The organism is Jutongia sp. (assembly GCF_057878315.1).
In genome coordinates this window covers 65,620-81,233 of record NZ_DBLXSO010000002.1, presented here as the reverse complement: position 1 = coordinate 81,233, position 15,614 = coordinate 65,620, and the positions used below count along the sequence as shown (strand labels likewise).

The 15,614-nt window shown below is 48.5% G+C and carries 15 protein-coding genes; 12 read left to right on the top strand and 3 right to left on the bottom strand.

The window, feature by feature from the left end; genetic code table 11:
• Window positions 1–63: 63 nt before the first annotated feature.
• The gene (gene ispE, locus ACZLMD_RS00875; RefSeq protein ID WP_022305890.1) at window positions 64–945 is read right to left on the bottom strand and encodes a 4-(cytidine 5'-diphospho)-2-C-methyl-D-erythritol kinase; all 882 of its coding nucleotides are present in this window, start codon (window positions 943–945) and stop codon (window positions 64–66) included.
• 288 nt (window positions 946–1,233) lie between these two features.
• Between ispE and ACZLMD_RS00870 the strand changes: the two genes are divergently transcribed.
• The 3 genes from ACZLMD_RS00870 (at window position 1,234) to ACZLMD_RS00860 (ending at window position 3,791) form a co-directional block, all read left to right on the top strand.
• Window positions 1,234–2,409, top strand: a complete 1,176-nt coding sequence (locus tag ACZLMD_RS00870) for a M15 family metallopeptidase (protein ID WP_489494953.1) — start codon at window positions 1,234–1,236, stop codon at window positions 2,407–2,409.
• Window positions 2,410–2,459: 50 nt separating this feature from the next.
• Window positions 2,460–3,188, top strand: coding sequence for a lysophospholipid acyltransferase family protein (locus ACZLMD_RS00865; protein WP_482523481.1), 729 nt, complete (start codon window positions 2,460–2,462; stop codon window positions 3,186–3,188).
• 72 nt (window positions 3,189–3,260) lie between these two features.
• The gene (locus ACZLMD_RS00860) at window positions 3,261–3,791 is read left to right on the top strand and encodes a hypothetical protein (RefSeq protein WP_243100536.1); all 531 of its coding nucleotides are present in this window, start codon (window positions 3,261–3,263) and stop codon (window positions 3,789–3,791) included.
• Between the two features lie 101 nt (window positions 3,792–3,892).
• Here ACZLMD_RS00860 and ACZLMD_RS00855 read toward each other — a convergent pair whose 3' ends face one another.
• Window positions 3,893–4,318, bottom strand: a complete 426-nt coding sequence (locus ACZLMD_RS00855) for a YwiB family protein (RefSeq protein WP_118559460.1) — start codon at window positions 4,316–4,318, stop codon at window positions 3,893–3,895.
• A gap of 165 nt (window positions 4,319–4,483) precedes the next feature.
• The gene (gene spoIIR, locus ACZLMD_RS00850; protein ID WP_484108713.1) at window positions 4,484–5,251 is read right to left on the bottom strand and encodes a stage II sporulation protein R; all 768 of its coding nucleotides are present in this window, start codon (window positions 5,249–5,251) and stop codon (window positions 4,484–4,486) included.
• A 193-nt stretch (window positions 5,252–5,444) separates the two neighbouring features.
• Here spoIIR and ACZLMD_RS00845 point away from each other — a divergent pair, with 193 nt between their 5' ends.
• The 9 genes from ACZLMD_RS00845 (at window position 5,445) to ACZLMD_RS00805 (ending at window position 15,409) form a co-directional block, all read left to right on the top strand.
• Window positions 5,445–7,967 (top strand): transglycosylase domain-containing protein, encoded by a 2,523-nt coding sequence (locus tag ACZLMD_RS00845; protein WP_486817900.1) that lies wholly within the window; start codon window positions 5,445–5,447, stop codon window positions 7,965–7,967.
• Window positions 7,968–7,980: 13 nt separating this feature from the next.
• The gene (locus tag ACZLMD_RS00840; RefSeq protein WP_489494952.1) at window positions 7,981–8,745 is read left to right on the top strand and encodes a YdcF family protein; all 765 of its coding nucleotides are present in this window, start codon (window positions 7,981–7,983) and stop codon (window positions 8,743–8,745) included.
• A gap of 35 nt (window positions 8,746–8,780) precedes the next feature.
• Window positions 8,781–9,479, top strand: a complete 699-nt coding sequence (locus ACZLMD_RS00835; protein ID WP_482521382.1) for an AzlC family ABC transporter permease — start codon at window positions 8,781–8,783, stop codon at window positions 9,477–9,479.
• 3 nt (window positions 9,480–9,482) lie between these two features.
• Entirely contained in the window at window positions 9,483–9,800 is a 318-nt protein-coding gene (locus tag ACZLMD_RS00830) for an AzlD domain-containing protein (protein ID WP_022305881.1), read from the top strand.
• A 38-nt stretch (window positions 9,801–9,838) separates the two neighbouring features.
• Window positions 9,839–10,801, top strand: coding sequence for a glycosyltransferase family 2 protein (locus ACZLMD_RS00825; protein ID WP_489494951.1), 963 nt, complete (start codon window positions 9,839–9,841; stop codon window positions 10,799–10,801).
• Window positions 10,802–10,934: 133 nt separating this feature from the next.
• Complete coding sequence (locus tag ACZLMD_RS00820; RefSeq protein ID WP_482521385.1) at window positions 10,935–11,513, top strand: DUF4358 domain-containing protein; 579 nt, start codon at window positions 10,935–10,937, stop codon at window positions 11,511–11,513.
• Between the two features lie 30 nt (window positions 11,514–11,543).
• Entirely contained in the window at window positions 11,544–12,665 is a 1,122-nt protein-coding gene (locus ACZLMD_RS00815; protein WP_489494950.1) for a DHHW family protein, read from the top strand.
• Window positions 12,666–12,683: 18 nt separating this feature from the next.
• Window positions 12,684–14,129, top strand: a complete 1,446-nt coding sequence (locus ACZLMD_RS00810; RefSeq protein WP_489494949.1) for an MBOAT family O-acyltransferase — start codon at window positions 12,684–12,686, stop codon at window positions 14,127–14,129.
• A gap of 119 nt (window positions 14,130–14,248) precedes the next feature.
• Complete coding sequence (locus tag ACZLMD_RS00805) at window positions 14,249–15,409, top strand: DHHW family protein (protein ID WP_489494948.1); 1,161 nt, start codon at window positions 14,249–14,251, stop codon at window positions 15,407–15,409.
• Window positions 15,410–15,614: the final 205 nt, after the last annotated feature.

Below are 15,614 nucleotides of genomic sequence, written 5' to 3'. Positions count from 1 at the left end.
GGACATTGCGGATCATATGCGGTGTCCCGGTCTTGTTCATCGTGTATAGAAAACTGCCCATTTTTATTCCGGTAAACGTGTGCGGCACAGGAGAACATCGTAGTCCTGATACTGCTCCTTTGCCTTCTTTAATGCCATGCGGGCGAGGATCTCATCCTGATAAAGTCCGTATGTGGTAGGACCGCTGCCGCTCATCAGAGAACCAATCGCACCGTTGTCGGAAAGGAAACGTTTCAATTCTGCAAGAATCGGATATTCCGGGATCGTGACTGTCTCAAGTACATTGGAAAGTCCTCTTGCCAGTGTGGCGTCGTCGTGACGGCGGATGCAGTCGATCAGGTGCTCCGTGTCCGGATGGGACGTAATCTCGTCCAGCTTTAGATGCGTGTAGACGTAGCCGGTACTCACAGAAATGTCCGGCTTGATCAGAAGCACCCACAGAGGGGAAAGATCCGGAAGTCTGGTCAGGATCTCGCCGATGCCCTCGGAGAGCATTGTTCCTTTCTGGAGACAAAACGGAACATCCGCACCAAGCGTTACACCGAGGTCACAGAGCTGTCCGAGCGTCAGACCGAGACCACACAGCTCGTTGATGCCGATCAGCGCAGCGGCACAGTCTGAGCTGCCCCCGGCAAGACCGGCTGCGGCAGGAATATTTTTTTCCAGATAAATATCAATACCATCCGTGATATGACAGCGCTCCTGCAGAAGCTTCGCTGCTTTCCAGACAAGATTCTTCTCCGGAGGGATATGATCCGGCAGCTCCCGGTTCATGGAAAAATAAATGCCGGGCTCGGCAGTCTTCTTGATCGTCAGCTCATCGTACAGGTCGATCGTCTGCATCAGCATGCGAAGGTCGTGATAGCCGTTCTCACGTCGCCCGGTCACATCGAGCGACAGATTGATCTTGGCAGGTGCCTTTATGGTAATCGTATCGTTTGTCATCAAAAACACTCCCCTTTCCGGCAATGCCACGTTGTATTTGGCAAAGCCATGCGCAAGTGAACAAGCTCCCCGGCGCTTCGAATTCATGATAAACAATTATAGTCAGTATAGCAGGAAATTCCTGAAAACTCAAATATTTCAGAGGAAGCGTCTTCATAAAAAATTAAGTAATTTTCGTTCTATATCCGGCAGAATCCCTTGAAAATGAAAACAGGATATGGGATAATAATTTGCAAAACAGAGTTTTTATGTAGTTTTTTGTGCGAAAGAAAATGGGGGATAATACAAATGAAACGCGCAGTTGTTGTGTTGATTGTTTTAGTGGCTGTTTTTGCGGGCTTATTATCGCATCAGCTGGGGAATATAAAGGCGGGGTCTGAGAGTGCGGCAGACACCTCTGACACCGGATATGAATATTATACCGGAGACGATGAGAAAGATGAGGACTCCGGTGTGAAGAAGACCAAGAAAAAGAGTCCGCTGATCAAGGTGGACACGAAAGAGGACAGCATCACTGTTCTGGTAAACCGCGAGTATCGCATGAGTGCGGATTATATTCCGGCTGATCTTGTGGTGCCAAACGTACGGTTTAGTTTTTATGGTACCTTTGAGAAGAGCTATGTGCGCAAGGTGACAGCGGGTGCGCTGGAGAAGCTGTTTGCGGCAGCCGAGCGGGATGGCGTGATCTTAAAGGCTGTGTCCGGGTATCGTTCCTATGCGAGACAGAAGGAGATTTACGACCGGAATGTGAGCAGCCGCGGTAAGTCAGCGACCGATCTTGTGTCCGCAAAGCCGGGCAGCAGTGAGCATCAGACGGGACTGACTATTGATGTGTCCAGTGAGGCGGTGGATTGCGCGCTGGAGGAAAGCTTTGGAGATACCTCTGATGGCAAATGGCTTGCGAAAAACTGTCATAATTACGGATTTATCATTCGATATCCTAAGGATAAGACGAAGATCACCGGATATTCCTATGAACCATGGCATATCCGTTATGTCGGCAGGAAGCTGGCGACATATCTTTACAAGAAGGATCTGACGCTGGAGGAATATTATAAAACAACCACTGTGGATCAGCAGATCAAGGAGCCGGAGGGCAAGATACGAGATGTGCCTGATGATGACAAGAATGAGCCGGTAATGACAGCGGCTCCGACGCCGAAGCCGAACCGAAAGGTGGGCAGAGTAAAGCCTGTTATTACTCCGTCCGCAGCTCCGACTGCGACAAAGAAGCCGGAGGCAACGAAGAAGCCAAAGGCAACCAAGAAACCAAAGGCAACGAAAAAGCCGGAGGAGAAACCGAAAGCAACGAAGAAACCCGTTGCCAAGCCGACAAAGAAACCGTCCGTACAGACGCCGACGACAGATCCGGCAGAGAGTACTGTGGCGCCGGCTGTCCCGGATCCGGGACAGGGCGGTCAGGAGACTACCGAGGAGAATACGGTGCCTCAGACAGAGCAATGAGGCAGCTTATAAGGCAGGAATAAGCATCATCATAAGAATGGGAGAACACAATGAGAACAATCATAATCGTAATTTACCTGATATTGTATTATATTTTTAGTATACCGGCATGGTTCGTTGGCTGGATCATCGGCAAGATCAATCCGGATATGAAGCCACGGTATGCGCAGACCCTGATCCGCAGGGCATTTAAGGATATTTTGTTTATTGCCGGTGTGAAGGTGACGGTCAAGGGACAGGAAAATGTGCTGCAGGGTGAGTCGGCAATGTATGTCTTCAATCACCGGAGTTATTTCGATATTCTGGTGGGTTATACAACCGGACCAATGCCAATGGCGTTTGTGTCCAAGGATGATCTTGCGCATGTTCCGCTGATCACCCGCTGGATGAAGGCAATGAAATGTCTTTTCCTGGATCGCAATGATCTCAAAAAGGGGCTTCAGACGATACTGGAAGGAATCGAGCTTTTGAAATCCGGACATTCTGTATTTATTGCTCCGGAGGGAACGAGAAATCACGGCGATGAGCTTCTGGAGTTTCATCAGGCAAGCTTTAAGCTGGCAGAAAAGTCGCATCGTCCGATCATTCCGGTGGCACTGAACAATACCGATGAAGCATTTGAAAATCATTTCCCGTGGATTCACAGCACACACGTTATTGTTGAGTATTGCAAACCGATCTATATGGATGATCTGGAGAAGACTGAGAAGAAGCATGTTGCAGAGAAGGTTCGTGAAATTATCGGCGAAAAGGTCAAGAAAAATGCGGCAGAGTTGTAGATGGGTATTTTCAACGGGACGAAAATGTGGTATTCTTAAGAACAGTTTGAAGAAAGGTTTGGTTGAAGAATTATGAACGAATGGATGATGTTCATGCCGTTATTTGCAGTAAAGGCATGGGTAGTTGTTACGATTATTGTTATTATTGCACTTGTTGCAGGTCTTGTTGCACTCAGCATCTATGGTAAGAAGCTGCAGAACCGCCAGGAGGAGTCACAGAAGCAGCTTCAGGCAGCAGCACAGAATGCATCATTTCTTGTTATTGACAAGAAGAAAATGAAATTAAAGGATTCGGGGCTTCCACAGCTTGTGATCGACCAGACGCCAAAGCGTTTCCGTGGTCAGAAGGTGCCGATCGTAAAGGCGAAGATCGGAAATCAGATTATGTCATTAATGTGTGATGAGAAGATTTTTGAGCAGATTCCGGTGAAGAAGTCTGTAAAGGCAAAGGTAAGCGGTATCTATATCCTTGAGGTCAAGGGACTGCGTACCAATCTTGAGACACCGACAGGAAAGCGTTCCTTCCGCTCGCGGATGCAGGATAAGCTGACCGGCATGCAGGCGAAGGCAAAGGCTGCCGCTGAGAAGACGGATAAGAAGTAAGAGGCTGATCCCGGTGTAGGAAAATGTTCGTAATATAATGCTAATTAAGGGCAAAACGTTGGTTTTGCCCTTTTGTGCTTCAAATTGCAAGATCTCCGGTATTATTGTACCAGAATGGACATCGTGCATTCGCTGACCGGGCTGCCGTTCATGTTCAGGGAGTAGCTCAGCTCCACGCGGATCTCGTTATCGTTTTCGATCATTTCCAGATGGGTCGTGTCAATGCTCAGAGGCAGGGCACCGATCGGTGTCTGATAAAGGGTGTTGTGGGAGATGCCCGGTGAAAAATGCATTTTCATCGGTGTGTCCCCTTTTTTGGTCAGAACCACATTATTGGCATCGAGCTTAAGCATACATGGCACCGCGATCGGAGGGACATCGTCCTCAAGCTCCGGATATTCCTCATAGCGTATAATATGCTTGCCCCGGAAATAAGCATATTTGCCGGGCTGCTTTGTCTCGATGGTATTTTCATCCTCGTCGGTCAGATGGCGGCCGGTAATGGAGATCAGTACATTTTCTTTCATGACAATCCTCGTTTCTGTATTTGGGTTACCCCTATTGTACGGGAAGATACATGGAATGTCCAGTGCAGTTCGGAAGGGGATGTTCGATCCGGTGATGGAGCTGTTGCAAGCTGATCATAGAGAGAAAACATCCCCTAAAATGTATTCTGTGATTCCGTCGAACAATCAGCGAAGCTTGTCAGTGATCCAGTCGCAGGCGGCAGAATGTATTTCAAGAGACTCGTATTCCTCCTGTGAAAGAGAATCCTGAAGCTTTTCCTTGGAGTCGTCAGGGACAACAGCGTGGGTCTCATCGACAAAGCACAGGCTTGGGAACAGGACGCACCACCAGTTGTGACCGGCTGCGGAGCCGATCCGGACACAGAGTGCTTCATAATTGCCGGCAGGAAAACGCAGATCGCCATAATCCTTCACCGGAAAATATTGATTGCCGAGAGTGACTTTGACCGGGTAGCCATAGCCCGCTCCGGCGACTGTTTCCTGTGCTTTCTGTTGGATCTTCGGGATCCGGGCGATGATCTGGCGGCGGGCATCCCGGACGGAGGCTGTTTCGGACAGACTGCTCTGCAGGTTTTTGATAATGGAATCACGTACTTTCAGCTTGAGTGCCTGATCCTCGGCTGTGTCGCTGTTTGCGATGACATGAAGGCGGATGACCCGGGAGGCAATACCCTGCTGGATCGTTTCTGCAGATTCCTGCCGGTATAGAACCGAGGTGTTTGCGTGGTCGGCGGTTGATGTAAGTGTGGTCATAGTCCCGGACAGTGAAGTTTCAAAATGCAGAATGCGCAGACCCAGCAGAAGAAGGGTAAACGCCATGGCATACAGGAAAACTAAAATCAGCATTTTTGGTGATAATATGGTTGGAAGCTGTTCCAGAAGGACCCAGCGCACTTTCTTTGTGTTTTTGTTCTTGTCTGATATACGATACATAATAAAATCCTTTCGCTTTTTATTTGTCGACATGAAGATTTTTGCCGGATTGCCGAAAAATATACACGGGAATCGAAAAGATGTCGAAATACCATTTACGAGAATCTTATGAATTTATGAAAACCACCTGATAATGATGCATTTTAGAAAAAAATATGCTATGATAACCACATTAGAAAGGCGTGATAAAAGTATGAATTATTCAGAAAGAGGCAGAGCAGCAAACGGCTCTGCAGGGAGAAGCAAAACTTCATATGGTACAGGGCGTGCAGCCTCCCGCGGAACGGGACACGGCACAGCTTCCTACGGTACAGGCAGAGGTTCTGCTTCTTATGGCACGGGTTCCGGAAGAAGCGCATCCGGTTCCGTCGGAAAGAGACCGGCAGCGGCGGCATCGTCAGGAAAGACCGGAAAGACAAAGCGCAAGAAGAAGCATCCAAAGCTTCGCTTGTTTTTTAAGATACTTTTTTTGTTGATCCTGTTAGTAATTCTGGCGGTGGTGGCACTGTTTTATTTCAAATACGGCAACACACTGCTCAAGTGGCAGGCAGAGGCGAAGAAGATGATCGCTGCCTCTTCCGAGGATACCTTTAAATCCTCCGAGGCAAGCTTTATTTATGATTCCAATGGCAAGGTTCTGGCAAAACTCAAAGGTGATCATGATTCCTACTACCTGACCTTCGACAAGATTCCACAGTATGTAAAGGATGCATTTGTCGTAACGGAGGATCGTGATTTCTATAAGCATGCCGGTTACGATCCGAAGGCACTGGTCAGCGCAGGTATCACCCTGTTTATGAATAAGCTCAGGGGACAGGATGCGACGCGTGGTGCAAGTACGATTACCCAGCAGCTGGCCCGTAATATTTTTACGGACTATCTGCCGTACACGGATAAGTCATATTCCCGTAAGGTCAAGGAGATCTTCGTTGCCACGGAGATGGAGAAGAAGTACTCCAAGGATCAGATTCTGGAATTTTATATCAACAATGTATTCTTCGCAAATGGCTATTACGGAATTGAGGCAGCGAGCCGCGGCTACTTTAGTAAGTCGGCGTCAGAGCTGAGTCTGGCTGAAGTGGCATTTGTCTGCTCGATCCCGAACCGTCCGCAGAGCTACGATCCGCTGGAGCATTTTGACAATACGATCAAGAGAAAGAACCGTATTCTGGATCAGATGTTGTCCCAGAAGTTTATCTCCTCTGCGGAATACAGCGATGCGTATTATTCGGATATCGTGATGAATCCGGCGAAGGAGATCAAGAATCAGAATTATCTGACGACCTATGCGGTAAGCTGTGCTACCAAGGCATTGATGCAGAAGCAGGGCTTTGAATTCCGGTATGAGTTTTCTTCAGATGCGGATCGGAGCAGCTATGATGCAGAGTATAAGGACATGTACGAGGAATGCTACAAGTTACTGCATACGGCAGGATATAATATTTATACGACACTGAATAAGAAGATACAGGCGAAGCTGCAGAAGGCGGTCAATGAACAGCTTTCTTCCTTCACGGAGAAGACAAAGGGTGTTTATGCCATGCAGGGAGCGGCAACCTGTATCAACAATAAGACCGGTAAGGTTGTGGCGATCGTTGGCGGACGTAAGCAGAAATCGACGACCGGGTATACGATCAACCGTGGTTTCCAGAGCTATCGCCAGCCGGGAAGCTGCTTCAAGCCGATTGCGGTATATACACCGGCACTGGAGCGTGGTTATACTGCCAACAGTATTGTGGATGACACCTATTTCAAGGATGGTCCGCGAAATGCGGATGGACGTTATCTCGGCAAGATTCCGCTTCGCACAGCGGTTGAGAAGTCCAAGAACGTTGTCGCATGGCGCTTATTTCAGGAGATGACACCGGCGGTAGGCCTCAGCTATGTCAAGAAGATGAATTTCTCCAAGATCGTTGACAGTGACTATGTGCCTGCGGCATCCCTTGGTGGACTGACCAATGGAGCAAGCACCGTAGAGATGGCATCTGCCTATGCGACACTTGCCAACAACGGAAAGTTCCGCAATCCAACCTGTATCAAGAAGATTACAGATTACGATGGCAATGTGATCGTCAATATGAATAAGCTCACAAAGCAGAAGCAGGTTTACAAGCCGGAGGCAGCGGAAGCGATGACGGATATCCTCAAGGGTGTTCTGGTGCGCGGTACCGCAGCCGGCAAGCAGCTCAGCAATATGGCATGCGCCGGTAAGACCGGAACGACCAGTGATAAGAAGGATGGCTGGTTCTGTGGTTATACACCGTATTATTCGACCGCGGTATGGGTTGGCTACGATAATCCGAGAGCGGTAAGTAATCTGTACGGAAGCACATATCCGCTTTACATCTGGCATGAGTTTATGGGAGAATTGCATAGCGGTATGGAATATGCGGACTTCGTATATGATACCGGAAGCTCGGACAACACCGGTGACAAATATCAGACAACCGGTGATGACACAAGGGCGACAAAGGCACCGAAGGAGACGATCGATCCAAGTGCAACATCAACGGAAAACGAGACGACCAGCACCGAGCCTGCTGTGACAGATGCGCCACAGAAGGACGATGGAACGGAGCCGTCCACACCGGATGATAATAGCCAGGGAGATGGCAGCAGCGCAGCGACAGCCAAGCCGCAGAAGCCGTCTCAGGATAATAATTATGAGGATGTGGGACAGGAAACCACACAGGAAGATGTGACCGGCGGACAGTAATTAGGAGAACGTTATGAAAAGGAATCGGATCTGGATGACAATAGTATTTATTCTGGGTGTGATATGCATTGGATATTTTATCATGTATATCACAATGGTTGGGATGAACAATACATTTACATGGTTCTGGCTGCTTGCAGGCGGTGTCCTGATCGGCGGTGATATTCTATGGTATCTGCTTGACAGACAGGGACACCATCTGCCGGTGTGGGCGCACCATACTCTGCTTGCGGTAATCGGTGTGGGCACGCTTGTGTTTGTAGTCGTTGAGGGGATACTGATCGGCTACGGCGGGAGCAAGCCGGATGCCGGAGCTGATTATGTGATCGTGCTGGGGGCGCGTGTGAATGGCGCGAAACCGTCGTATAATCTGGAGAAACGGATCCGGAAGGCGTACCGCTATCTGAATGACAATCCGAAAACGCGTGCAGTGCTTTCCGGCGGGAAAGGACCGGGTGAGGATATCAGCGAGGCGCAGGCAATGTATACATATCTGACAGAGCTTGGCATTGCAAAGGAGCGGCTGATCCTTGAGGATAAGTCGGTCAACACGGATCAGAACCTGCAGTACAGCAGGGATAAGATTTCGGATCCACAGGCAAAGGTAGTGATCGTAAGCAATCAGTTTCATATTTTCCGGGCAACCCGTATTGCAAAGAAAAAGGGGTTTACCCATGTACAGGGAATGGGAACAGGTGTAAAATGGTATACAGTTCCCAACATGTATGTACGTGAGGCTTTTGCAGTATTGAAATATGCCTTGTGTGGACAAATATAGAGAAGGGACCCGCAAAGGGGCGGGGATAACGTACAATGAATGATTTTAAGAGGGGGATGCGTGACGGCATCCCCATTGCTATGGGATATGTACCGGTCAGCTTTACATTCGGACTGATGGCGGTGTCTGTCGGAATGACGTGGTGGCAGGCGTTATTGATCTCGGTGATGAATCTGACCTCAGCCGGTCAGTTTGCCGGTCTGGATATCATGGCCGCGAGTGGTGCTTATATGGAAATGGCACTGACGGAATTTATCATCAATCTGCGCTACGCGCTGATGTCGCTTTCGCTGTCCCAGAAGTTGGACAGGTCGATGACGTTGCCGCACCGGTTCGCGATAAGCTACGGAATTACGGATGAGATATTCGGTGTGGCGTCCAGCCGTAAGGGCGAGGTTGGTAAATGGTATTTTTACGGACTGATCAGTCTTCCGTTTATCGGCTGGCAGGCGGGAACGCTGTTCGGTGCACTGCTTGGCGGAGTTTTGCCGGCGATGGTCAGTGATGTACTTGGAATCGCAATCTACGGTATGTTCCTTGCGATCATTCTGCCGCAGGCAAGAGAGGATGCCGCGTGTCTGAAGGTCATTCTTGTGGCGGTGGCGATGAGTTGTTGCTTCCGGTGGATTCCGGTGTTTCGTCATATATCCTCCGGCTTTGTGATCATTATCTGTGCTGTGGCAGCCTCCGCTCTGGGAGCATGGCTGTATCCGGTGAAAGAAGAGGAGGGCTAAGCGATGGATACGATGAAGTTTTTTATTTACCTGGCAATATCAGCCGGTGTGACCTATCTGATCCGTATGATCCCGTTTGTCCTCTGCCGTGGCAAAATGGAGAATCAGTTTATCCGTTCCTTTTTGTTTTATGTGCCGTATGCGGTGCTCGGAGCCATGACATTTCCGGCGATCTTTACCTCGACCGGATCGATCATCTCCGGCAGTGTCGGAACGGCTGCAGCACTGGTGCTGGCATTTCGGAAGAAGGGGCTTTTGCAGGTGGCAGTCGGTGCCTGCGCGGCAGCATTTGTTGCGGAGCTTGTGATGATGTTTGTGTGACCGGAGACCTGTGACGCTAAGAGCGGAGAGGAGACAAAATGGCAACCTTCAGTTTATGTATGATCGTGAAAAATGAACAGAATGTGCTGGCACGCTGTCTGGATTCTATGGCGGATCTGATGGATGAGATCATTATCGTGGATACCGGATCGCAGGATACCACCAAAGAAATTGCGGCAAAATATACCGATAAGATCTATGATTTTGCATGGATCGACGATTTTGCGGCAGCAAGAAATTTTGCGGCGTCCAAGGCACAGATGGATTACATATATACGGCAGATGCGGATGAGTATCTGGATGAGGCGAACCGGGAGAAGCTGCGGCAGCTTAAAGAAGCGCTGCTTCCGGAGATTGAGATCGTGCAGATGTATTACTGCAATGATATGGGCGAATGCAATACGACCGGTAACTTTGAAAGGGAGCTTCGTCCAAAGCTGTATCGCAGGCTGCGTTCCTTTACCTGGATCGATCCGATCCATGAAACGCTGCGGCTGGATCCGGTGGTCTTTGACAGTGAGATCGAGATCATTCATAAGCCGGAGCATAATCATGGCGGCAGGGATCTGACGGCACTGAAGCGGCTGCATGACAAGGGAATCACGCTGTCTGCCAAGCTGCATCATATGTATGCGATGGAGCTGTTTATTGCCGGCAGTGAGCAGGATTTTCTGGATGCGGAGGCGAGCTTTCTGGAGAGTATTGAGCAGAACGGCAGAACAGACGATGAGATTCTTGAAGCGGTCTGCGTGCTCACACATATTTACCGGCTTAAGAAGGATGTGGCACACTTTTTCACCTATGCACTGCGTGGAGTCGCGATGGGCGGCTGCGCGGAGCTGTGCTGTGAACTGGGTACATACTATGAGGAACAGGGTGAACCGGCGGAGGCGGCAATGTGGTATTTTAATGCTGCCAATGAGACGGAAAGTGTCCTGAATATTGCCTGCCATACAAGGCTTCCGCAGGAGGCACTGGAGCGGATCACCGGGCAGAAATGATGGGATTTTGAAGCGGGATACATTTCCATGGCAAAAAAGAGAAAATCTATTGACTTATGGGAAATGTCGATTATATAATCATATTGGTGCTTTGTTTTCAGCACGAATGATAAAGGTCGAAATGAGGGTTACCATGGTTGAACAGAAGGATAAGAAACAGCTATATGTGCTGTTTGTATGCAGTGTATTTGTATTGGCAGTTTCAATCTGGGCATTTAAAATGGAAATAAATACAACGGCTTCTTCGCCGACCGGCATTGAGGATCACAGCAGTCACAGCGACAAAGCTGGGGAGAGCGGTCAGAAGAAGGATGCGGAGACGTTAGACATAGATGCGTTTGCCGAAACCGTTCTTGAGAAGGTGCCTTTTGATACAACACTTGAGAAGATGGACGACTCTGTAACGCAGAGTATGATCACCACCGCTTCGGATAAGACGAAGGTTGTGCTTTACATGGGGGAGGGAACCAGTGCGGATGAACTGCTGATCATGACAGTGAACGACGAGAGCCGGATGGATCCGGAGATTGAGAATGTGCAGCAGCATCTGACGGATATGCAGCAGTCATTTCAGGATTATCTGCCTAAGGAAGCCAAGAAGATCGATGATGCAGTGATTCTTCAGAGCGGAAAATACATCGTCGCATGTGTATGCTCTGACAAGGATACGGCGGGCAGTGTGATCCGGGAACAGTTAAAAGGCAAGAAGTAGGATACCTATGTGTTTCGGCGGAGGAATGAAATGAGAAAAGTTTTTGCACTTTGTATGATTACAGTGGCGTGTATTGTCAGCACCACAGCATGTGGTGCCGGAAATTCCACGAACCGTGCTGGCAGTGATACATCCGACAGTGTGAGAGAGATCACGGTCAATGAGAGCAGTAAGCCTGCAGAGGCGGCAGCCGAGGAGAATAAGAACGGGAATAGTGCCGGAACAAAGAAGTCATATGCAAAGATCACATCGGATGCGAAGCTGCAGAGCTTTGGAGGCACTGTAAAGCTGGGCGGAAGTGCCTATGAGCTGTACAATTATGTGGAGAAATCTGCGTCAAATTATGCCTCTGTTGTCAACACCGTGGCCTCCCGTTTGAAGGGAAAGGCAGATGTTTACGATCTGGTTGTACCGACCAGTATGGGAATCACCTTTCCGGATAATAAGACCTCCAGGGTCAATTCTTCCGATCAGAAGAAATCTATTCATTCCATTTATAAAAAGATGAATCATCAGGTGAAGACAGTGCCTTTGTATGATACAATGATGAGCCACCGGCAGGAATATATTTATTTCAGGACGGATCATCACTGGACAAGCAGAGGGGCTTATTATGCGTATCGTGAATTTTGCGATGCCAAGGGACTTACAGCACATGAGCTTTCCGAGTATCAGCAGGAGAATTTCGGGAGCTTTCTGGGATCGTTTTATCTGGATACCAACCGCAGCAAGACGCTGAAAAAGGACAAGGTGAAAGCATATTTCCCGGTTGATCATGACAAAATGACGATGACATACCACGATCAGAATGGAGGCAGCTACAAGACCTCCGTGATCGCCAATGGTCAGAAATACAGCGTGCAGCTGAAATATTGTGCGTTTCTTGCCGGAGATAATCCATACACGGTGATTCATAATAAGAAGATCAAGGATGGATCAAGCTGTGTCGTTGTGAAGGAGTCCTACGGTAATGCGTTTATTCCGTATCTTGCGGATCATTATCAGAAGATTTATGTTGTTGATTATCGTTACTGGAAGGGAAGCGTATCAAAGCTTGCCACGAAGAATAACGTACAGGATGTGATCTTTATCAACAATATCTCGATGACACGTAATGCGTATCTCGTCGGAAAGATCGCGCAGATTAAGTAGATATAAGGGGCAGAAGTAATGGTTTTTAGCAGTATGGTGTTTCTTTGCGGATTTTTGCCGGTGGTGCTGACAGTATATGCACTTTGCCCGGTGAGATTCCGCAATTTCTTTTTGTTTATTGCGAGTTTGTTTTTCTATGCGTGGGGAGAGCCGAGATATATCGTGATCATGCTGTTTTCCACGGTGTTTGATTACGCCAACGGAATCGTCATGGAATATCTTGACCGCCGGGAGAAACCGCAGTACCGCAAATGGGTGCTTATGCTGTCGGTTGTTGTCAATATCGGAATCCTTTGTTTCTTCAAATATACGGATTTTGTGCTGGAGAGTGTGGGAACGCTGACGGGTCATCCACTGCCGCTTCTGAAGCTGGCACTTCCGATCGGTATTTCCTTTTATACATTTCAGACACTTTCCTACACGATTGATGTTTACCGCAGAAAGGTTGAGGTACAGCATAATATCATTGATTTTGGCATGTATGTGTGCCTGTTCCCGCAGCTCATCGCCGGTCCGATCGTGCGCTACAGCGATGTGGCAGAGCAGATCCGGAACCGGAGGGGAAGCGGGGAGGAGCGTGCATACGGTGCACAGCGGTTTATTGTTGGGCTTGCCAAAAAGGTTCTTCTTGCCAATCAGATCGGTGATCTGTGGTCGCAGATATCAGTATTGTCGCAGAGCGACATGAGTATGTCGGCGGCATGGCTCGGTGCGATCGCCTATACCTTTCAGATATATTTTGATTTCTCCGGTTATTCGGATATGGCGATCGGACTCGGACATATTCTGGGCTTTCGTTTTCCGGAGAACTTCAATTATCCATATCTGTCCCGGAGCATTACCGAGTTCTGGAGGCGGTGGCATATGACGCTTGGAACCTGGTTTCGGGAGTATGTGTACATTCCGCTGGGAGGCAACCGTAAAGGAACGATCCGCCAGATCTTTAATCTGTTGGTGGTGTGGTTTTTGACCGGTTTGTGGCATGGTGCCGGATGGAATTTTATCCTGTGGGGACTTTATTTCTTCGTTCTGCTTCTTGTGGAAAAGCTGTTTTTACTGCGGGAAATGGGGAGGTGGCCGAAGATTTTCCGGCATATCTATGCACTGTTTTTCATCGTGCTTGGCTGGGCGGTGTTTGCATGCGATGATATGAGTGTATTGTTTTCGTATCTGCAGAGCATGTTTGGTGTCAACGTAGCGGCAGGTAATGGAATCGCCGCTTATTACTGGCAAAGCTATGGCTGGCTGCTTCTTATTCTGGTGATCGGAAGCACACAGCTTCCGAAAAAGGCAGTGCGGAGCGTGTGTACATGGCTTTGCACCGTAACGGGTCAGAGATTTCCGGCAGGCGGCGAGCGTTTGGTGTACGTGCTTCGTGCGGCAGGGCTTGCAGTGCTGCTTCTGATCAGTGTGGCACTCCTTGTCAGTGGAAGCTACAATCCATTTTTATATTTTCGTTTCTGACACAAGTGATCTTGGGACGAACAGAAGTAATTTCAGGATAATATGTCCGGAATGAAGAGAATAACAGCCGGATTTATTATCAATATGCCGTGTCAGAAGCGGCACAATGAGGATCGATCATGAAGAAAAAAGATATTATATTTGTAGTTTGTTTTGTCGCAGCACTTGCGATTGGCGGAATTGTGACCGTCACAGCGGGACACAGAGAATATTCGGATAATGAGAACCGATATCTGACACAGTTTCCGAAGCTGGTGCCGGAGGATGTGATGACCGGAGAGGTTCAGCAGGAGCTGACGGATGCATTCAACGATCAGTTTCCGGGAAGAGACTGGCTGACGGCACTTTCCACAACAGTTAAAAAGGGAATTGGCATGAAGGATGTCGGCGGGGTCTACCTCGGAAAAGATCATTATTATTTTGAAAAAATCATGAATCAGAATATTTCCCGGACAGATTATTTTCAGAATCTGCGGTTTGTCAATCGTCTGGCGTCCTTAAGCAAAGATGCAGAGGTGACAGCACTTCTTGTGCCATCGCCGGGACAGATCCTGAAGGATAAGCTGCCGGAGCATGCTTCCCTGTATGATGCGGATGCCATGTACAAAACGGCAAAGGAGACGCTACAGAATGTGAAGCTTGTGGATATCCGGAAGGACATGAAGGAAATCCGGAAGCAGCAGAAGGGAGCCGGTGTGCAGGACTCTTCCGGGGAAACGCAGGTGTATTACCGGACTGACCATCACTGGACGCAGTACGGCGCATATGTGGGATATAAGGCATACACAGAATCCGTCGGACGAAAGGCAGCCTCCTATAAGAACTTTGATATTAAAGAATTTAGCGATGCCTTTTATGGCACCCTTTATTCCAAGGCACTCGACAGCGATGCCGTGCCTGACACGATCGAACTGCCGGAGAATCTGCCGGAGGCGGAGATTACCTGTGATGGAAAAGAAATCGATGCCGTCTACGACACGGCAAAAAAGAACGAAAAAGATAAGTATGCTGTTTATTTTGGCGGCAATTACGGCGAAGTGGATATCCGGATGAAAAATCCGGATAACGACCGAACACTCGTGATCTTCAAGGACTCCTTCGCAAACAGCATGGTCCCGTTTCTGATGAAGGATTATGCGCAGATCCGGATGATCGATCTGCGGTACTTCAAGAGGTCGGTCAGCAATTACATGGAAGAAAATCCTGCCGATGAAGTGCTGGTGCTCTATGAGATGAGCAGCTTCGCGCAGGCAGACAAACTAAATAAACTCATGAAATAAGGAATGCTCCCATGCTTCGGTCTTCCCAGGATGAAGCTTGGAGCATTCCTATAATATTTCTTATGTTCTGTAAGGTAAATGATAATTTTGCCTCGTAAAACAAATTGATCCGTGGACTCTGTCTAAAAAATTGACGCAGATCAGTAGGATTTCCGAAAAGTCTTTGCTTTGCAATGCTTTGATAAATACGTATCCGAACGATCAA